The sequence below is a fragment of the Bacteroides sp. AM16-13 genome, assembly GCF_003602705.1.
GTDB classification, from domain to species: Bacteria; Bacteroidota; Bacteroidia; order Bacteroidales; family Bacteroidaceae; genus Bacteroides; species Bacteroides xylanisolvens.
On the sequence record NZ_QTLK01000025.1, the window covers coordinates 68,043 to 90,102 of the forward strand.

The window sequence follows — 22,060 nt, forward strand, 5'->3', positions numbered from 1 at the left end:
ACTTAATCTAATAACAAAAACAAATTTATGAAAGCACTTTTAAAGCCCATTGTATGGGTATGCCTTTTCTTCTTTGCGTATCAAAGTACGTATGCGCAGGCTCTTAAAATAATGAGCTATAATTGCCGGATGTCCGGACAGATGACTGGTTACTCGGTGAAGGAGTATGCTGTATTTATCAGAAAATACAATCCGGATGTTGTAATGTTGCAAGAGATAGATTACAACACAAAAAGGAATAAAAATCAGGATTTCACCACTCAACTGGCTGCGGAGTTGGGATTGTTTTCCGTATTCGGGAAAGCGATGGATACTGGTGGTGGAGAATATGGGGTGGCTATCCTTTCAAAATATCCTTTTGTTTATATCAATAACAAAACTTTTGAAGGTATAGACGGAGCCAAAGAACCCCGGACGCTATTATATGTAGATATTCAGGAACCGGGAACTTCAGACGTAATCAGGATAGGAACGACTCACCTGGATCATTCGACAGATCTGATAAGGAGTGCAATGGCCGAACAGATTAATGAGCGGATTGGTACGGGAGATACTCCGACACTGCTGGGGGGAGATTTTAATGCCCGGACCGACTCTAATGTGATTTGTGAGGTAATGAAGAATTGGCAGAGAATCTGCGATGATACATTCACCTATCCGGCAGATCAGCCGACAATCAAGATTGATTATATATTCGGACTTCCACAGAATAAGTGGAAAGTGAAGTCGTTTAAAGTTTTATCTAATCCGGAAGTTTCTGACCACAGGGCTTTGTTTGCTGAAGTTGAATTTGTAAAATGAATGAAATATGAAATCAAACTATCTATATCTGCTATTTATATGTGTCATCTCTTGCCTGTTCGTTTCGTGTAGTGATGAGGATAACAAGGGAGAAGAAATTCCGGAATGGAACCGGTTCAGAACAACTAACGTGTTGGTTTATGCGCACTTGTCAGAGCAAAATTTATTTAGCTCTTGTAGTTATAAAGAGGTGGCGTCATCTATCAGAAACACAGTTCATTCAGTGGCATTGTTGGACAGGACGAACGCTGTCTATGGGCAAACTGCAATCATAAATACGGGTACGGAGACTGCTAGAGAGAGTAAGAAAGTGCCGGTGTTTGTACCTGTCAGCTATAGTAACGGAGAGAAAAAGATAATCGGCAGTACGGTTCTTTTTCCTTCTACTATTTCCGAAATGACACAATATGTAGTAAAAAACGATTGCAGATATTTTGAAACAAAAACAGAAGCAGTGAACGGAATAGATATGCTCTTCTGTTCTGTATCATTAAATAGTGAAGACCTGATAGCTCCGGCTGTCGACGTTTTCAAGAAAAAGGTAAACGAACAGACGGTTCTGGTAGGCACTGTTAAACGTGCGTTATTGCCTAATCTTGAGTCGGCAATTACTTCTAACTTAACTTCTGATACCTATTCTTTTGTAGAAGTGGAAAATAGAAATAGAGACTCCGAGTATTGTATATTTGTCCTGACTTCACACAAATGGGCTTTTAGGGGGGTAACCGAAACAAGTGTAAGCGGAGATTTACATTGTTTTCAATTACAAATCGAATCTTTAAAATAAAAAATGAACGGTCATGAAGCAATATATCAAAAATATAATGATCCTGATACTTGCCCTTCCATGGGGTTTGTTGTTGACAAATTGTAGTGATAGTGAGTCCGATTATTCGGACGACAACGCGTATCCGCCACCTACTGTAGAACTCATTTCTCCTTCCGAAATAGATGTGGTGGAGTATAACTCGACGGTGACTATATCTGCCAGGAGTTTCTCTGCTGTAGGCATACATAGTATATATGCTACCTTGTTGAAGCTGGATGAAAATGGAGAATATGAAGAGATAAATGCGACTGAACGTCAACGTTTAAAGATAGATACTCTGCAAACTGATATGACACTTGAATTTGACTTGAATGTTAAGGTCAATACGCGTGAAGCAGCCGGGATACTGGTAACATCAACGGACGTTTTGACAAAAACGGCACAAAAGGTAATACCTATTAAAAAGATAACTAAACTTCCATCCCAGATATTCACCGAACCATCAGATTTCCCTGTTTTAGTACCCGATGAAGAGGTTTCTCTCTCTGTAGTGATTCGTTCTGCTGTGGGCATTAAGTCTATAAAACATACGTTGTGTAATAAAGTACTGGGTGACCTGAAGGAATATACGACTATTCCGGTATCAGGCAATCCGTTGGAAATGGAATTTATCCTGAAAACTGTCGTAGACAATAAAGAGACCAATGGAATCAAGATCGTGGTGGAAGATATAGAAGGGTTGAAAGAGGAAAAGATTATCAATATCGAAGGTCTTGAGGGTGTTGACAATAATGTTGCGCTTGTTTTCAACGATATCGAAATGGCACCCGAATGGGAACATTCAACAGAACCGGATCAACCTTATATTTTCTCCATAGAGGGAATAATGGTACAAGGTGTGCAAAAGCATGTATTAAGCCTGAAGGAAATTAAAGGATATGGCTCAAAGGCAAACGGCGTAGACTTTGCTTTCATCAATATATGGAGAAATCCAAGCTTTGTTGCCGTTAAAAACAGAGGTTTCTCTTATGTCAGTGCGTCAAGAATTAGTGGAGGACCGATAGGGCGAGCTTACGATGTGAATGACTGGATCAAACCGGCAGGTGTTGCTACCAACAAAACGCTGTTTACCCTTATCCCTGATGATAAGGTTGTTGACCTTGGTATTGATGTGATGATGGCAAATGCGGCTTCGGACGTTCATACTTTTGAGGCGTTGAATATGTTGGAAAGTATAGCTAAAGGAGGTGCCGATATGTTAATGCAAAGAGTCAATGCGTCTGATGGATACCCGAATGATCCTTGTAGTCTGCAGATAAAAGACAATTCTTATATTGCTTTTGTTACTGCAGCAGGCAAATACGGTGTCATTCATGTCATTGAAGCCGCAAATGATACGGATGCGTTAGTTGCCGGAGGATGTAAAATAGCTACTCCTACAGGAGTGGTAGGAAGCCAGGGACCAGCCTACTCGGGAGCTGGCATAACCGGACTCACCTATGACGGTGTGGCATTACTTTACGGACGTACCTGTAAGTTGAAAATTGTGGTTCAAAAGTAAGGTTATTATAATGGAAGAATGAAAAAATATGTATTTATATAAGAATCAAGAGGGGTTGGCTCTGAATTTGAGATGCTTCCTTAATATTGGCTATAATTAAAGTAGTCCGAAAAGCCTTGAGCTTACTAAAATCACCTTTACTACAAATATATCGTAGTAAGGGTGATTTTTCTTTTTAGGGTAAAGTCATTGACTTATGCATTAAATGAGAAAAAATAGAGTTGTTTAGTGAGTGTTATGAAAAAAATGTCGAATGCTTTCAGGGTAATTCAAAAGTTACGGGTCTATTTAATAAAAGAGCTTATAAAACACATTTAAATATGGAAGACATTTATATTATCATATCTAAATATCTATTGGGAACAGCTTCTCCGCAGGAGGAGATGGAAATTATGGAATGGCGGAATGCTGATGCCGGGCACGAACAGGAATTTCAGGAACTGTGCGAGAGCTGGCAGATAGCTCATGCGGGAATACATCCGGTAATTCCTGATAAAGAACGTGTGTGGGAAAAGATAATGAGTAATCTGAATCTGGTGAAACCTGTGAAGATGTACACGCGGCGGTTGTTGTATCGGGCAGTGGGAATTGCTGCTATACTGGCACTGGCGTTGGGTTTCTCGCTTTCTCTGCTGGTTTCGGAAGAGGAAGAAGTAGGATTAGTCTCATTTACAGCTCCTGTTGGCCAGAAAGCAGAAGTCAGTTTGCCGGATGGCACTAAAGTTTGGTTGAATTCAGGTTCTACTTTGACCTATTCTACGGATTATGCCAAAGATTGCCGTTCTGTAAAATTGAACGGACAGGCCTTTTTTGATGTGGTGCAAGACAGTAAGAGACAGTTTGATGTATCGGTAGATGATGTAAAAGTGTTGGTTCATGGTACCGCATTCGATGTCAATGGATATGGAGACCATTCAGAATTGGAAGTTGTACTGCTTAGAGGGCACGTGACGGTTGTCTCGGCTTTAACGGACAAGCTGTTGGCAGATATGAAACCCAATCAGAAAGTCATTATTCCTTTGCATGAAATGGAGAAGTGTAAATTGGAGGCTTGCGATGCTGAAGTAGAGTCCGTATGGCGATTGGGCAAGCTGAAAATTGAAAATGAGAACCTGCAGGAAATAGTTCAAAAAATGGAACGATGGTATGGCATCAAAATTCAATTGCATGATGTACCGGAAAATAAACGTTATTGGATGACAATTAAAACAGAATCTTTGCGAGAGATGCTTGAGATCATTAATCGGGTGACTCCGATTACATACACTATTAACGGAGAGGAGGTGAGCATAACCGGAAGAAAGTAATCGAAGAATAAAAAAGGACGCAGAAGAGTGCCATCTTCCACGTCCGAAGAGCAAAACCTGCGTATGTATGCTATCCGTCAGACGGATGGCACAGGTATAGCCTTGCTTTATGCAGACAAAGGTAATAATTAATTCCTTTATTTAACCTTAAATGAGTTTACAATGTTGAAGCTAAAACAAATATTATGTAGCATTCTTGTTTTGGGCAGCCTGCTTTCCAGCCCTTCGCTATGGGCGCAGAAAGAGACTAAGGTCAATATCGCTGCCAGGCAGATTTCTTTAAAAAATCTGATACAAGCTGTTGAAAAACAGACAGATTATACTTTTGTGTTCGATAATTCTATCCCTCTGTCACGTATTGTTTCCCTGAAAGGAGGTTCTCAATATCTTTCGGATGTGCTGAAACAGGCCTTTGATAAAAGTGACATTGCGTATGAAATAGTAGGCAAACAGATTGTTTTACAAAAGGTGCAGACGAAGACCAACCGGACGATTTCGGGTGTGGTGAAAGATGAGCAGGGAGAAGCGGTCATCGGAGCAAGCGTATTGGTAAAAGGTACCACCAACGGTACGGTTACCGATTTTAACGGAAAGTTTGAGTTGCAGAATGTACCAGAAAGTGCCACTATTGATGTGACGTTTATAGGTTACGCCCCACAGAGCAAAAAGGTGGTGGCCGGAGTACGTTCAATGAATTTCGTTCTTGAAGAAGATACAGAGACATTGGATGAAGTAGTAGTGGTAGGTTACGGCGTACAACGCAAACGGGACCTTTCCGGTTCGATAGCTTCCGTCAAAGGCGATATCATTACTGAATATGCAAATACTTCTGTTGCGTCAGCATTACAGGGACGCGTGTCAGGTGTACAGATTCAGCAAACTAATGGCCAGCCGGGAGCCGGAATACAAGTGAGGGTACGTGGCTCTAATTCTATTCGGGGTGACAATGAGCCGCTTTGGATTATCAACGGATTTCCGGGTGACATTAATATGATAAATACGGCCGATATCGAATCAGTTGAAGTGATGAAAGATGCTTCCGCAACTGCTATCTATGGTTCGCGTGGTGCCAATGGTGTCATCCTGATTACGACGAAGCAAGCTAAAGAAGGGAAGATTACCGTGGAATACAATGCCAGCTTCGGTGTGCAGAGTCTGGCTAAAGAACTTGAGCTGCTCGATGCTTGGGAATATATGAGCTATCTGAATGAAAAAGCAGCGATTAATAATCAGCCGACGATATATACCGATGAAGAGATTAAATCTACCCGGCATAGTACCAACTGGCAGCGTGAACTGTTTCGTAATGCACTTGTTACCGACCACTCTGTGAATGTCTCTGGTGGTACGGAAAAAGTTCAGGGAACGTTAGGCGCCAGCTATTTCGATCAGCAAGGTATCGTGAAGGAAAGTGGCTATAAACGTATGTCTATCCGTTCGAGCCTGAATTATCATATATCAAAATATGTCACCGTGTCGAGCAACTTGATTTTCAGCCGGTCCAATCATAATCAGATGAATTCGCAGGGAGGTAGCCGGGGAACGTCTGTTATCGGTTCTACACTGATTCTGCCGCCAACAGCGACACCTCATTATGACGACGGAACCTGGAATGACTTCCAGACACAACCGATTGCACCGGTAAATCCGTTGGCTTATGTGAAAGAAGTGGATAATAAATGGTATGCCAACCGGATTATGGCAAATGCTTCATTGACAATTAAACCGATAGACGGACTTTCAATTCAGTTATCTGCCAACGTAAATAATAACCAGAACCGCAAAGATTATTACAAGTCATTACAATACCCTAATTCACAAGGGGCTGCCTCTATTACATTTGGAGAAACAGTTGGTATCACAAGTAATAATATCATAACCTATAATAAGAGTTTTCTAAAAAAACACCATTTGAGTGTGATGGGTGGTTTTACCTACGAACAGAGTACATCGAAAACTGCGGGAACGGGTACGGCCGAAGGCTTCTTGAGTGATGTGACAGAAACCTATGACATGGATGCAGCTACCGTTAAGGGGCTGCCGACATCTTCTTATTCAGATTGGCGTTTGTTCTCATTTCTGGGACGTGTCAACTATAATTATGCTGATCGCTATCTATTGACTGCCAGTCTTCGTGCTGATGGTTCTTCACGTTATAGTAAAGGAAACAAATGGGGATACTTCCCTTCAGCGGCAGCGGCCTGGCGTCTTTCGCAAGAGTCTTTTTTGCGTGATGTAGAGTGGCTTTCGGATCTAAAGTTCCGTTTGAGTTACGGAGTGACTGGTAGCACTGCCATCTCACCGTATTCTACCCAGAACACATTGAGGACGGAAAATGTAGTATTCGATAAGAATACAACAGTGGCGTATGTCCCGTCGGATACCTACACCGGTGATTTGAAATGGGAAACAACCTCACAGTTTAATGTGGGGGTTGATCTGTCCCTGTTTAATAATCGTCTCCGCATGACTGCGGATTACTATCGGAAGAAAACGACTGATTTGCTGAACAATGTAGAGATGCCTCGTTCAAGTGGATACACCACTGCCCTGCGTAACATCGGTTCCATCCGTAACTCGGGGTTTGAGTTGCAACTCGACGGGCGGATTATTGATCGTGCTGTGAAATGGGATTTGGGTGTCAACTTTTCGCTTAATCGCAGCAAAGTGTTAGTCCTTTCGGAAGATAAGGATATTTTCGGTGGCGAATTGGATAACACCATTCTGAAAGACCAGCTCAATCTGATGCGTGTGGGTGAGCCAATGTATGTTTTCTACGGATATGTTGAAGATGGATACGATGAGAACGGTCATATTGTATATAAGAATATGGATGACGATCCTGCCATCACAGCAGCAGACAAGACCATCATCGGTGATCCTAATCCTGATTTTCTAGTCAATCTAACTACAGCAGTCAGTTATAAAGGGTTTACGCTAAGCGCTTTCTTCCAGAGTTCAATAGGTAATGATATATATTCGCTTAGTATGGCTGCACAAGCTTATGATTATGGATATAACGGGAATACGTTGCGCGAGGTGTACTACAACCATTGGACACCCGAGAATCCTACCGCAAAATATCCCAATCTCGACCAGACTTCTTATAAAATGTCCGACCGGTTTGTTTATGACGGCAGCTTCGTCAGACTTAAAAACCTCGAATTGGCCTATGATGTACCTTGTGCCCGTAGCAAATTCATCAAGCGCGCCCGTGCCTATGTGAGTGCCCAAAATCTGTTTACTATTACGAGCTACCCTTTCTGGGATCCGGATATAAATGCCAATGGTGGCGGAAGCTCGATGATTCAGGGGGTAGATTCGTATTGTTATCCTAGTGCCCGTACTTATACGATTGGATGCCGACTCACTTTCTAACATATAAAAATTGATGTCTTATGAAAAAATTATTGATATATATTGCCGCTTTTGCTATGATACTGGCAATGAACACATCCTGTGAAGATATGGGCTCTTTGGAAGAACATCCGAAGAAAGTGGATGCAACGACTTTTATGGCGAATGCCAAAGAAGTGGAGAGTGTTATCAATTCCATCTATTTCCAACTCCGTCGTGATCCGGGATTCAGCCGTTATCTGATTGTTCTGGAAGAAGGACTGGCGGATTATTGTATTGGAAGAGGTAACTATGCCACAGCTTATGATACCGGGCTTACCAGTGGTGGGGTAGGCTTCTCCAAAGATAGCTGGGCGGTGTTGTATCGTGCCATTCGTTTTGCCAATAATATTCTTGACGGTATAGGTAATACTCCACTCTCGCAACAGGAGTATAACAACCTTACCGGGGAAACACGTTTTCTACGTGCATTCGCTTATTCATGGCTGGCACGAAATTGGGGCGCCGTTCCTTTTTTTGATGAACAGAACATGAATGACTTTAATAAACCTCGTACTCCGGAAGCTGATATCTGGAAGTTTGTGATTGATGAGGCCGATTATGCTGCATCCAATCTGCCGGAAGTGGCTAAATCTGCCGGACGTCCTTCGCGTTATGCCGCATTGGCATTGAAAACAGAAGCTTGTCTTTATGCCGGTCGCTATGAAGAGGCGGCTGAAGCAGCCGGTTTAATTATTTCATCCAAACGATATTCTCTGGTTGAGGTTGGCAAAGCGGATGATTTCCTCGACCTTTACGGTCATACGGCTAATGCCACTTCTGAAGAAATTTTCTATATAAAGTTCAACCGCGATAGTGGATCGACCATCGCCTATATGTATCTCTGCAAGCCCAATCCTTTCGTGAATATGGGAGCTGTAGGAATTTATACCGATTATCAGAAGAATAAATTTATTCAGAATTGGGACCAGAATGATTTACGCTATCAGTTCGGATTGTATAAACAAACGCAGAATGGAACACTTAATGCACTGACTAAAACGGGTATGATTTGCTCGAAATTCAGAGACTCGGAATGGACAGGGAGCAGTACAACCCCCAATGACAATCCGGTATATCGTTATGCTGATATTCTGCTTTATTATGCAGAAGCTGTTTGTCGCTGGAAAGGAGCTCCTACCGATGATGCCATGGAAAAATTGAATATGGTGCGGCGACGTGCTTACGGACAGAAACCGACACAAGCATCTTCTTCAGACTATAAACTGGCCGATTATGCAAGTAAAGATGCTTTCCTTGCACTGGTGTTGCAGGAGCGTGGCTACGAAACGATTTTTGAAGGTAAACGCTACAATGACCTGAAGCGTTGTGGAAAGCTTGCAGAAGCAGCTTTGGCTGCCGGACGTATTTCGGCTTTATCCGAAGTGGGAGATGCAGCCTACTGGTGGCCTATCCCTACCGATGAATTTAATTATAATATAGCATTGGATCAGACAAAAGACCAGAATCCTGGGTATTAACAACTTAATTAATTTGATTTCTTATGAATAGATTGAATATATTGATTGTAACAATTCTCTTTTTATTGACAACAACCGGCTGCGCCCAACAGGCTGAAAGATGGTCGACGGAAAAAGCAAACGCATGGTACGCATCTCAAAAATGGCCGGTGGGTATCAACTACGTTACTGCTACGGCAATCAATCAGTTTGAGATGTGGCAAGAGGAGACTTTTGATCCGAAAACCATGGAGTTGGAGTTGGGACGTGCCGGGGAACTCGGATTCAATACGGTACGCATATTCCTGCATGATATGGTGTGGGAAGCGGATCCGGCAGGGTTTAAACAACGACTGGATACATTTCTGGGTATCTGTCAGAAACATGGTATGCGTGCCATCGTCACTTTCTTTACGAATGGCGGGCGTTTTGAGAGTCCGAAACTCGGTGTACAACCGGCTTCTGTACAGGGTGTTCATAACTCTCAATGGATACAGAGTCCCGGAGCGCCATCCGTCAATGATCCGTCAACGTATCCGCGTCTGGAACGTTACGTGAAAGATGTGATGACTACCTTTAAAGCAGATGATCGTATTTTATTGTGGTGTTTATATAACGAACCGGAAAACTTCAAGCAGAAAGCACACAGCATGCCATTGTTGCGCGAAGTGTTCCGTTGGGCGCGTGAGGTGAATCCCTCGCAACCGCTGTCGTCTCCGATATGGATTTATCCCGGAGGACATGGCACACGCAGTAATTTGCCGATTATCAGTTTTCTGGGTGAGAATTGTGACGTTATGACCTTTCACTGTTATTACGGACCTGAAGAAATGGAAAAATTCATCGCTTTCATGAAGCAGTTTGATCGTCCGGTTATCTGCCAGGAGTATATGGGACGCCCCCGTTCAACTTTTGAAGAAATAATGCCGATTCTTAAGCGTGAAAAGGTAGGTGCCATCAGTTGGGGATTGACAGCAGGAAAGTGTAATTTCCATTTACAGTGGTCGAGCAAGGCCGGAGATCCGGAACCTGAAATCTGGTTTCATGATATATTCCGTCTGGATGGTACACCTTATAGTCAACAAGAAATTGATTTTATAAAAAGTATGACTTCAAACTGATCGATAACGGATTGAACAAATAAAAGAATGAATATGATGAAAAAGTTAAAAACTCATAGATACCTTTTGGTAACAGTGATGGGGCTTCTCGTTGCTTGTACATCTTACACCTCAACGGATGAGTGGCCCAATCCGCGTCCTAATTCAAATCCTGACCCTGAACCGGTCACCGGAGAGATTACCTCTATCCAGTCGCTCAATAAAAGTGAAAATATAGCAGTGAACTCTCATGCGGACGAATGGGGGAATAGTTCTCTCGAATTAGACTATCGCCGGTTGCTGACTTTGGAAAGTCCGGCACTGTCGGCTGTGAATGCTCTTTATCCCCGTATCAAGAAATTAGGTGATGGGACCTATTTGCTGCTATACCAGCAGGGACCACAGGCTTGGAATGTCTATTATGCTTTAAGTACTAATCTGATTACATGGCAGAATGCATCCAGTCCTCTGTTTCAGAGCGAAAGTGCCCAGCAAACTTCCGGTGCCAGTGATACACGCTGTTTCTCATCATGTGATGCAGTCGTTCTGGCAAATAAGGATATTTTGGCATTCGCTTCCTTTCGCTTGAATCAGGGATACAGGGTCGATCCGCAGAGTAATGGTATTATGATGAGGCGTTCTTCCGATAATGGACGTACCTGGTCGACTGCCCAGATTATTTATCAGGGAACGACTTGGGAACCTTATGCATTACAACTTCGTTCGGGTGAAATACAGGTCTATTTTACGGATAGCGAGCCTCTCACAGCCGATTCGGGGACTGCCATGCTGCGTTCTATGGATAATGGGCGGACATGGACGGTCGTTGGAAAGGTGATCCGTCAAAAGACTGGACTGGCTATAGATGGCTCGGGTAAACAAATTTATTCAGATCAGATGCCTTCTGCCCGCGAATTAAATAATTCGACGAAGATTGCAGTAGCTACAGAAACACGTTTCAGAGATGAAGGCGACGTTTATCATATTTCAATGGCGTGGAGCTCCGACAACTGGGCTTCGGCTCCATTGACCGGAGATGAAGTAGGGCCTTCGGACCGTAAACTCAATTTTGTGCAGAAGGCTGCAGCACCTTATCTGGTACAATTCCCCTCGGGAGAGACTGTCTTGTCGTATAATGCTTCTTCTCTCTTTACCATGCAGGTGGGTAACGCAGAGGCTTCCCAATGGGGAGAAACGTATCAGCCATTTAGTGGAAAAGGATATTGGGGAGCAACGGAAATTATTGACCCGCATGCTCTTGTAGCTGCCATGCCTGCTACCTTTGTCAATAGCGAGAATAAAGATGCTGCCCGTATTCAGATTGGACAGTTTGTTCTGAATCATCGGATTAATGCCTCCGGAATGACACCGGTGATAGACGCCGACAATTCGGATTGGAGTGCAGTCAGTGATGCGCTATTTATCGGAAGTGTGTCCACTACACAAGCCGTGTTCCGCTTTGCTTATGATGCAGAAAATGTATATTGTCTGGTGGAACGTCTTGATAAAGACTTGACCACAGACGACAGCATGGAATTGATTTTTCAGGGTGGAGATGCTACCGGAACCCCTCTTAAAATCTCTCTTATTCCGGATGCAGTTCAATATACCATTAAATGCAGTCATTCTTCAGTAACTTGTAAGGGTGCGGTTCACGGAACTTTTGGTGATACGGCAGCCGATAAGGGATATGTAGTCGAAATGGCTATTCCACGGACTTTACTTCGGGTGGTGGCCGACCGTTTGATGTTTAATGCTACCTTATACGATCAGAATGGTAATGATACCTTTACTGGACTGACTGCTACGAATTATGAGAAATGGTTGCCAATCGTTTTAAAAGCCGCTACGGACCCTGAACCTCTACCGGGGGAAGGAGATACCGGTACTGGACCTTCCTGGAATAATGGCGATACGGAAGGTACATGGAAATAATGATAACATTTTAAATTTGCGAGACCATGAAAAAAAATAAAATTCTGATTCTTCTGGTAATTGGTTTATCATTGGGTAGTTGTGTGCAAACTGATGACGAGGTGCTTTCTCCGGAACCGGCTGTAAAAGGAGGAGAAAAATCCATTACGGCCATTTGTGCTGTTACTGCTACAACACGCACGTCTCTTAATGCATCCATGAATGTGGTTTGGACCCAAAATGATGAGATACGGCTGTTTGGCACTTCAACACCGAATGGAGCTGTTTATACTACTGCTGCCAATAGTGTTCGTACCGCTGTTTTTGATCCGGTGGACGCTTCTGTAGATGATGCCATCCGATATGCTATTTATCCGGCGTCGGCTGCGTCAGGCAGCCAGCTTGAAGGTACGACACTTGCTGTTGACTTTTCGGCACTTGCCGGACAGAAATGGATGGGTGCGTTCAATGCTGATAGTGAAATATCATCTTTGCCGATGGCGGCAGCCTCTGATGGTGAAGCCTTTTCTTTTAAAAATCTGTGTGGTGGAGTACGGATACAACTGACTGATTATCAATTAATGGGAATTAGTGTTAAATCTGTAGCTGTACGCGGTAATGACGGAGAACTGGTGTCGGGTATAGCTGATGTCAATGCAGCGGATGGAATCGTATCACTTCGGAAGTCTTCTACTCCTTCTGCTGCGGCTACTACATTGGTTACTTGTGATACAAGCGTACCTCTTTCTGCAGATAATAATCCCTCGGCTCATACAGACTTTGTTTTATTTCTTCCTGCGGTAAATTATACCAAAGGGTTGACTTTCGTCATAACGGATGCTGCCGGACGGATTTACGAACAAGCGACTCCGGGTGCTTTCACTATTGAAGCCGGAGTTGTCAAACCGATGGAATTATTGCCGGTGACATTGTATTATGGTAAGGCAAACTGTTATCGTACGGCATCTGCAGGAACACTTGAAATAGATGTCACACCTTATTATTCATTGGCAGGAGATTATACTTATGAAAATCGTCCGAGGGTGAATATCAATGGGGAATTAGTCGATAAGGCTGTGTCTGCAACTGTTTTGTGGACACAAACGAATTCGTCTTCATCAGGAGATGTTCTTTCTGCTGTTCCTGCATTGGAGGGAACTACTTTAAAAGTTCCTGTAAGTGGCGTGAAAGGAAATGCCCTTGTGGCTATTCGAGATGCATCGGGCAAGAACGTATGGTCTTTTCATATTTGGGTGACTGAAGCATCGGATCTTACCTATATTAATGAGGAACGGGGAACATTCAAAATGATGGATCGTAATTTGGGTGCAACTTCTGTTACTCCTAAAGATCAGAATGCTTATGGTGTGTGGTATCAGTGGGGGCGCAAAGATCCGTTCCCGCGTCCGCTTGATATTGTCCGTTCGAGTGCGACAACTGTGGATAACAAGGAGCTGACCGCAAATGCAACCACTTCTGCTGAAGTGGGAACAGTAAGTTATACTATATCCAATCCTGATATAAGAATTTTTTCTGCGAATGACTGGCATAATGAATGGCGGAATAACGGACTATGGGGAAATTCTGATGGTCTCACCAAGAATGTAAAAACTGTGTATGATCCTTGTCCGGAAGGCTATTGTGTGCCCGATCAGAATTGCTATCAGGGATTCACTTTTACTTCAAAAACGGAATGTGATAACAATTACGGGCATCTGTTTGTGATTGATGGTTCGCAAACTTCTTACTTCCCGACAGGAGGCTATCTGGATAAGGGAGCTAATAAGATTGCTTATCAGGAATATCGGGGGTACCAATGGACTAGTAATCCAGGGACAACAGGAGCTTATTACTTCTATTATAATAATGCAAATCTTAATTTTACAGGTCTGGACCGTGCTTCGGCAGCATCTGTCCGTTGTGTCAGGATGGAGTAAAATGAAAGATATTTTTTAATCATAATAATACATACACTCATGAAATATTTCAATATTTTGTTTCTGATTTTGTTTCTTACTACAAGCGCAAAAGCGCAATCGGTCAAGGTGTCTGTAAGCAAAGTCAGTATTCCGACATACACAGAACCGGAACGTGAAGAATTGCCGATGTTTGCCGAAAACAGGGTACACCAGCGTTCGAGTGGCAATCCTTATCCTAATAAAATCGTTCTGAAAGTGAATCGGGAACAAAAAGTGGATAAAGAATATACGCTTATCAAATTAGAGAATGAATATTTGGAACTACAAATATTGCCGGAAATTGGAGGTAAGATATATGCTGCCAAAGATAAAACGAATGGATATGATTTTTTCTATAAGAACCATGTCATAAAACCTGCTCTTATCGGTGCTTTGGGCTCGTGGATTTCCGGTGGACTGGAGTTTAACTGGCCTTTTCATCATCGGGCTTCGTCTTTTATGCCCACTGATTATGAAATAGAAAAACTGCCGGGCGGTGGAGTGATCGTTTGGGTTTCGGAACATGATCCGACAGACCGGATGAAAGGTATGGTTGGCATTGTGCTTAACCCCGGTGAGTCTATCTTTGAAACGAGAGTCAAATTGTCGAATATCACCCCGTTAAGACATTCGTTTTTATGGTGGGAGAATGTGGCGGTACCTTCGAATAAGAATTATGAGATATTCTTTCCGCACGATGTAAGCCATGTGTTTTTCCATTACAAACGTTCGGTTACTACTTATCCGGTTGCAACAAATGCGGCAGGAATATTTAACGGTATTCGTTATGACGGTGCAGTTGATATAAGCAAGCATAAGAATACGATTCAGCCTACCTCTTATTTTAGTGCGGCATCACAGTATGATTTCTTTGGCGGTTATGATACGGGCAGGAAATGCGGGGTTGTACACATCGGAGATCATCACGTATCACCCGGTAAGAAGATGTTTACATGGGCTTACAATCAGTTGTCCCAGTCTTGGGAAAATGCTCTCACAGATACAGATGGAGCCTATTGTGAGTTAATGGCAGGCAGTTATTCTGACAATCAGCCGGATTTTACATGGCTTGAACCGATGGAGACTAAAACCTTCTCGCAATATTGGTTCCCGATCGGAGAAATCGGGGTTCCGGATTTTGCGAACACGACAGGAGCTATATACGTCAAGGATACGATTAAAGTGCAACTGAATAAGACTCGTAATGTGAAGATTGCGGTCAAAGGTGATGATCGGGTTCTGTTTTCGGGAAATGCGACGATCAAGGCGAGAGAAGAATATTCGTTGCCTGCGGATGTAAGAATGAAGTTAGGGTATTCAATAGATGTCACTGCTAATGACGGAACTGTTCTAATGTCTTATACAGTGAAGAAACACGATACTTTTAATATTCCTCATACAACACAGGATATGCCGAATATCAAAAAGGTTGAAAGTCCGCATTTGTTGTATCTTGAAGGTTTGCATGTGGATCAATACCGAGATCCTGCCACTAAAGGAGAGAGCTATTATAAAGAAGCTCTTGAACGTGATCCGAATTTTGCTCCTGCATTGATCGCTTTAGGAGAAGCAAAGTTACGCAATGCTTTTTATAGTGAGGCTTTGGAATATCTTTTGAGGGCGGAAAAAGTGTTGACACGGTTCAATACGCGTCTTGAAAATGGGAAACTGTACTATTTGTTAGGGCATGTCTATTTAGCGCTCGATGAGCAGGAGAAATCCTATGATTATTTCCGGAAAGCGGCATGGAGCAGTGCTTATGTTTCTTCCGCCATGACTTATGCGGCTATGCTTGATATACGTAAACTGGAGTATGACAAGGCTGTTCAGCATCTTGCTACTGCCATTACTTATCATAAAGATAATGCTGTAGCCAATGCGTTGATGATATATGCTTCTTATTTGCAGGGAGATAAAAAAGCATCGGAACGTCAATATCTGTCTGTAGAAGCGAATGATAAACTTAATCATTTGGCACGTTACTTCGGTGTGCTGACCGGTAAAGTTAGTACCCGGGATTTTATGGAAAAGATACGGACGGATAAGAATCAGGTATGTCTCGATCTTATAGAAACTTTGCTTGTCGCTAATCTGCAGAAAGAGGCTGTTTCCCTGATAGAGATGTTGCAAACACACGAACCTCTGATTTTTAGTCTGTCTGCCATATATGCAGATATAAAAGGCGGTTCTCCGAATGATTCGGCAACGGAAGGGATTGCTTTCCCAAGCCGGCGAATTGAAATGAACAGTTTGTCTCATTGGGCAAAACAGGGAAGTCGGAAGGCGCAGTTGCTGTTGGGATGTGCTCTTTACGCTAAAGGACATTATGAGAAGGCAGTCGCTCTTTGGGAAGGCTTGTCCAGTACTGATTATCGTGCTGCACGAAATCTGGCTATCGCTTACTATTCACACATGGATCGTAAAAATGAGGTGTTACCTTTATTGAAGCAGGCATTATCTCTGAAGCCGAATGACGAACAGTTGATTTTTGAAACGGTCTATGTAATGGGTAAGTTAGGAGTTGCTCCTATTGAACGTATTTCTTTCTTGAATAATCATAAGTCTGCAATTAGCCGCGATGATATTATGCTTGAATGGGCACGAGCTTATAATATGGCAGGACAGGAGGATAAGGCAATAGAACTTCTTAGGGGGCGTAACTTTGTCCCAGCTGAAGGTGGGGAGCATGCAGTTGCAGAACAGTATATGTTTGCTTATTTCCTGAAAGGGCGTAGATTAATGAAAGAAAATAAGATGCAAGAAGCGACTGATTGTTTTAAGGCTGCGCAAACTTTACCTCAAAATCTGGGAGCAGGTTTGTGGAATATCGTTAGATTGGTTCCATTTAAATATTATGAAGCAATCTGTTTGAAATCTTTGGGGCAGGAAGACAAGGCCAATGAGAATTTTGATTTTATAACGGGTATTGAGGTAGATTATTTTAGTAATATGAACTTACCGGAATTGCCATTTTATCAGGCACTTTGTTATCGTGAAACGGGTATGCCTTTCAAGGGGGATATGCTCATCAATTATAAACTGCAAGATTGGAAAGAAGGTATGAAGACTATTGATGCGGGTTATTTTGCCACTACTCCTTTCTTTATAAGTTTCTGCGATCGTGCCGTACAGCAAAGGAGTGCTTATTATAGCTATTTACTAGCTTTGGCCTATCGTTACACTGGTGATACGAAGCTGGCACAGAAATATATTGAGCAAGCAGCAGTGAGTGATCCTTATGCTCTGAATATTTTTGCAGAAAGACAATTCTGAACGATCTTGTAAAGCTCATTTAGACGCGGATTCATACAGATTTATATTTAGAAAGAATCTGTATGATCCGCTTCATTATCAGCATCTTTGTTTAGTGCAATTAATGTGATTTCGGTTTTAGTATTAGAAAGTGTTTTGAGGGTATGGTTCTCTTTACGAAAATGTATTCCGAAAGAAAAATATTTTTTGTAGATTTGTGAGACTGATAAACACAATTCCGGGAACGATGGATATTCAAGCCTTTCGAAATTATTACGATACATACTATGAACAACTTTGTTGTTTTCTCAACTTCTATACGCATGATGTAGCAGTCATAGAAGATGTTATTCAGGAGGTGTTTCTCAAACTATGGGAGAATAAAGATTGTATTGAAATAACCTATATCAAAACCTATCTTTTCCGGGCTGCCAAAAATCGGGTATTAAACTATCTTCGTGATGAGGAAAACAGGCATCAGTTGTTAGAGAATTGGTTTAACCAGCAACTGGAAGAAAGGAAATATAAAGATTGTTTTGACATTGATGCCTTGACAAAAGTGGTGAATCGGGCAATTGAACAGCTTCCGGAGAGATGTAGGGAGATATTTTCCTTGAGCCGGAAGGAGGGACTTTCTTATAGGCAGATTGCCGAACGTCTCGGGATTTCTGTAAAAACAGTAGAGACACAAATAAGCATTGCGCTCAAACGAATAAGAGAGCTCTTATCTTCTTCTGCATTTGCATTTTTGTGGCTGTTTATTAGATAAAATATTTATTCTTTACTATTGAATGTCAGATGAATAGATTTTTTGCTTTTTTGTATTTAGCTGTGTTTGTTACTGCTTGTGCGGAATGTGAAGTTATTCCTGGAATGAAAACAGCGTTTTATGGTATTACTCAAGATGGTGATACCGTTACTCAATATACCCTGACCAATGCTTCGGGGGCTCAATTCAAGGTCATTGACTATGGGTGTCGTGTGACGAATATTATGGTGCCGGACCGGGAAGGAAAAATGGCAGATGTAGTGCTTGGATATGAAAACCTAAAGGATTATGAGACTGGAGCCGAGCGGTTTTTCGGGGCTTTATTAGGACGTTATGCTAACCGTATTGCCGGCGGGAATTTTATGATTGATTCTGTTTGGTATCAACTTTCGTGCAATGAATCTCCAAACGGACATCCCGGGCATTTGCACGGCGGTGTGAAGGGATTTGATCGTGTCATGTGGAAAGCGATGCCGGTCAATAGTTCTGATACGCTTGGCATTGTTTTTACTCGTTGCAGTCCTGACGGAGAGGAGGGATATCCTGGTAATTTGGACTGTAAAGTCACTTATTACTGGACTCCGGACAATACTTGGCGTATAGAATATGAGGCAGTTACCGATCAGCCGACTATCGTTAATATGTCGCAACATTGCTATTTTAACCTTCAGGGTTATGACGGAGGTTCGGTTTTAAATCATATCGTACAAATTAATGCGGATTCAGTTACGGTAAATACTCCGTGGTATGTGCCGTTTTCGGTTGAATCAGTAGTGGGAGGACCTTTAGATTTTCGCACTCCTCATAGCTTTGCAGAACGTGTCACCTCTCCTAATGAGCACATAAAACTTATGGGTGGTTATTCGGCTAACTGGATACTTCGTGATTATAACGGAGATTTGCGTTATGCTGCAACTGTCACGGAACCTCAAAGTGGCCGTCAATTAGAAACTTACACTACAGAGCCCGGCTTGTTGATCTATACTGGTATCGGGCTTTCAGAAAAGATTGTGGCTAAAGGTGGCCCACAACAGAAATATGGTGGTCTGATATTGGAAACCATCCACCATCCGGACACGCCACATCATCCTGAATTTCCATCCTGTGTGTTGCGTCCTCATGAGAAATATTATTCCGTTACGGAATATAGATTTACTGTGCAAAAGTAATTCAATAGAGTATACCCTGGAATTACTTATCTTTTTCCGGGAAAACTCTTATTTCTATCAAAAAAAGTAATAATTTTGGCATTGATTTGCGGATTGCCTAAATTATGAAAGATAGAATGTTAGATTTAAAACAACTTACAGCTGATGTATGCCGGATTGCTACAGAAGTTGGATATTTTTTGAAAGAAGAACGAAAGAACTTCCGTCGTGAACGTGTGGTGGAAAAACATGCACACGATTATGTGTCTTATGTGGATAAAGAATCTGAAGTGCGTGTGGTGAAAGCCCTTACTGCTTTACTGCCTGAAGCGGGATTCATAACAGAAGAAGGCTCTGCCACTTATCAGGATGAACCCTACTGTTGGGTAATTGACCCCTTGGATGGAACCACGAATTATATTCATGATGAGGCTCCTTATTGTGTGTCCATCGCTTTACGTAGCCGTACCGAACTTCTTTTAGGTGTCGTTTATGAGGTTTGCCGGGATGAATGTTTTTATGCTTGGAAAGGCGGAAAAGCGTTTATGAATGGCGAAGAAATTCATGTGTCGAACGTTGAGGACATCAAAGATGCATTTGTCATTACAGAATTACCTTATAATCATCTGCAATATAAACAAACGGCTCTTCATCTGATCGATCAGCTTTATGGGGTAGTGGGAGGCATTCGCATGAATGGCTCGGCTGCTGCCGCAATCTGTTATGTAGCTATTGGGCGTTTTGATGCATGGATGGAAGCATTTCTCGGAAAATGGGATTATTCTGCAGCGGCACTGATTGTTCAGGAAGCGGGAGGAAAGGTGACTGACTTTTATGGTGAGGATCATTTCATAGAAGGACATCATATTATTGCAACGAATGGAAATCTTCATCCTGTCTTTCAGAAACTCCTGTCAGAAGTCCCTCCATTGAATATGTAGTTGCAATATGTAGGTGCTATTGCAACTTTAAATCTCTATTATTATGAAACACACACTTCTTATCAAAGACTGGCTTAGTTCTTTCTTATCTTTGCTATTTCCCCGTTGCTGCGTTGTTTGTGGCCGGCCGTTAGCAAAGGGTGAAGAATGTATCTGTACAGTATGTAATATTAATCTACCCCGTACTAATTATCATCTTCGAAAAGATAATCCGGTAGAACGGCTCTTCTGGGGACAAATCCCTTTGGAACGGGCTACTTCTTTTTTCTTTTATGAGAAAGGAAGCGACTTCCGGTTGATTCTTCATCGGTTGAAATATGGTGGACAAAAGGAAATAGGTGCAATTATGGGGCGGTATATGGCTGCCGAACTTTTGTCTTCCAATTTTTTTCAGGGAATTGATGTGATAATCCCCATACCGCTTCATAAGAAAAAACAGCAAATCCGTGGTTATAATCAGAGTGAGTGGATTGCTCGTGGTATTGCTGCTGTAACAGGAATCCCCATCGATACAGAATCAATATTACGTAAGAAAAATACGGAAACGCAAACGCGTAAATCTGTGTTTGAACGTCGGGATAATGTGGAAGGTATCTTTGAACTTCAGTATCCCGAAACACTTGCAGGAAAACACATACTGATAGTTGACGATGTGTTGACTACCGGTTCTACCACTCTGGCATGTGCTTCCTGTCTGGTAGATGTGGAGGAAATACGGATTAGTATATTGACGTTGGCAATGGTGGAATAAGTATGTATATCAGTACCCTAATTCACTATGGGTATTCAACGAAAATGAAAATAATCTGTGTGTATCTGTGTAATCCGTGGTGAACTCTAAATTAGCATTTAGCTTGTTTCGGTACGGAAATAACCAAAAATACTATCGCTGACAATAACTCGTCAATATGCAGCTTTTATCTCTTTCTCTTGCTTATATTATTTTTTCAATTGCCTAACGAATTATCGTTTGACAACTGTTGAACGAACGCTTGACAGATGTTGAACTATCGCTTAACAATTGTCAAACGAAAACTCCTTAGGCAATGAAATAACTATTAATAGGTAAACGATTGCTTAAAAATAACTAATAAAATCATTAGTGGTAATTGATTCCAAACCGGTACGGTTATAAATTTATTCCATATCATTATATTTTAGACATGATAAGATTATCATTGAAATATATTTCAACATATACATTCCTACGATAGAAGTGTCAAAAATAAAAGAGACGAACAATTTTCTCAATTTAAGTTTAGGACTTTATCAGTCGATTCGTTTCTCGGTGTCGAAAAGGTTGTTTCTCGGTGAGAAACGGGTCGTTGGTTTTAAAGGAATCTATTGAATAGTAACCGCCTGGATAACAGCACTTTACAGAGCAGCGCTATCTATCAGAAATACATAGGAGTTTTATTGACATTTTTTTGGCAACACCATTTATTTCTATTGTATCTATTACTGTGATAATATTTACATTAGAACTAAAATATGGCATTTATAAAAGAATCTGTTTCATTCCTTTCTTATCAGGAATGAATCTATTTTAAGAATGTGATTGCCCTGAATCAAATCTCCCAAGTTTTCGAACTGATCCATCCATCCCAGGATTCCGTTATGATCCGAAAAAACAGGCTCAGTTGTAATTCTTGGGGGATTAAGTTTAGTCAATTCCCTTCATGCA

14 protein-coding genes are annotated in these 22,060 nt (G+C 41.9%); all 14 read left to right on the forward strand.

Annotated elements, in window-relative coordinates; all coding sequences use genetic code 11:
* Window positions 1–27 precede the first annotated feature (27 nt).
* The 14 genes from DW173_RS18480 to DW173_RS18545 all read left to right on the forward strand — a co-directional run bounded on the left by DW173_RS18480 (window position 28) and on the right by DW173_RS18545 (window position 21,127).
* Window positions 28–801: an endonuclease/exonuclease/phosphatase family protein gene (locus tag DW173_RS18480; RefSeq protein ID WP_004302417.1), complete on the forward strand. Its 774-nt coding sequence runs from the start codon at window positions 28–30 to the stop codon at window positions 799–801.
* A gap of 7 nt (window positions 802–808) precedes the next feature.
* The gene (locus DW173_RS18485) at window positions 809–1,588 is read left to right on the forward strand and encodes a hypothetical protein (RefSeq protein ID WP_120144967.1); all 780 of its coding nucleotides are present in this window, start codon (window positions 809–811) and stop codon (window positions 1,586–1,588) included.
* 13 nt (window positions 1,589–1,601) lie between these two features.
* The gene (locus tag DW173_RS18490) at window positions 1,602–3,131 is read left to right on the forward strand and encodes a hypothetical protein (protein WP_120144968.1); all 1,530 of its coding nucleotides are present in this window, start codon (window positions 1,602–1,604) and stop codon (window positions 3,129–3,131) included.
* A 320-nt stretch (window positions 3,132–3,451) separates the two neighbouring features.
* On the forward strand, window positions 3,452–4,438 hold the full coding sequence (locus DW173_RS18495) for a FecR family protein (protein WP_120144969.1): 987 nt from the start codon (window positions 3,452–3,454) through the stop codon (window positions 4,436–4,438).
* 162 nt (window positions 4,439–4,600) lie between these two features.
* Entirely contained in the window at window positions 4,601–7,816 is a 3,216-nt protein-coding gene (locus DW173_RS18500) for a SusC/RagA family TonB-linked outer membrane protein (RefSeq protein ID WP_120144970.1), read from the forward strand.
* 20 nt (window positions 7,817–7,836) lie between these two features.
* Window positions 7,837–9,315 (forward strand): RagB/SusD family nutrient uptake outer membrane protein, encoded by a 1,479-nt coding sequence (locus DW173_RS18505; RefSeq protein ID WP_120144971.1) that lies wholly within the window; start codon window positions 7,837–7,839, stop codon window positions 9,313–9,315.
* A 23-nt stretch (window positions 9,316–9,338) separates the two neighbouring features.
* Window positions 9,339–10,415, forward strand: coding sequence for a cellulase family glycosylhydrolase (locus DW173_RS18510; RefSeq protein WP_004317506.1), 1,077 nt, complete (start codon window positions 9,339–9,341; stop codon window positions 10,413–10,415).
* Window positions 10,416–10,451: 36 nt separating this feature from the next.
* Entirely contained in the window at window positions 10,452–12,329 is a 1,878-nt protein-coding gene (locus DW173_RS18515; RefSeq protein ID WP_120144975.1) for a hypothetical protein, read from the forward strand.
* 26 nt (window positions 12,330–12,355) lie between these two features.
* Window positions 12,356–14,245 (forward strand): hypothetical protein, encoded by a 1,890-nt coding sequence (locus DW173_RS18520; protein WP_120144972.1) that lies wholly within the window; start codon window positions 12,356–12,358, stop codon window positions 14,243–14,245.
* Window positions 14,246–14,284: 39 nt separating this feature from the next.
* Entirely contained in the window at window positions 14,285–17,539 is a 3,255-nt protein-coding gene (locus DW173_RS18525) for a DUF5107 domain-containing protein (protein ID WP_120144973.1), read from the forward strand.
* A gap of 226 nt (window positions 17,540–17,765) precedes the next feature.
* On the forward strand, window positions 17,766–18,287 hold the full coding sequence (locus DW173_RS18530; RefSeq protein ID WP_120144976.1) for an RNA polymerase sigma-70 factor: 522 nt from the start codon (window positions 17,766–17,768) through the stop codon (window positions 18,285–18,287).
* A gap of 29 nt (window positions 18,288–18,316) precedes the next feature.
* Window positions 18,317–19,456, forward strand: coding sequence for an aldose epimerase family protein (locus DW173_RS18535; protein WP_120144974.1), 1,140 nt, complete (start codon window positions 18,317–18,319; stop codon window positions 19,454–19,456).
* Between the two features lie 116 nt (window positions 19,457–19,572).
* On the forward strand, window positions 19,573–20,376 hold the full coding sequence (locus DW173_RS18540; protein WP_004323829.1) for an inositol monophosphatase family protein: 804 nt from the start codon (window positions 19,573–19,575) through the stop codon (window positions 20,374–20,376).
* A gap of 43 nt (window positions 20,377–20,419) precedes the next feature.
* Window positions 20,420–21,127: a ComF family protein gene (locus DW173_RS18545; protein WP_074704559.1), complete on the forward strand. Its 708-nt coding sequence runs from the start codon at window positions 20,420–20,422 to the stop codon at window positions 21,125–21,127.
* The last annotated feature ends 933 nt before the right edge of the window (window positions 21,128–22,060 follow it).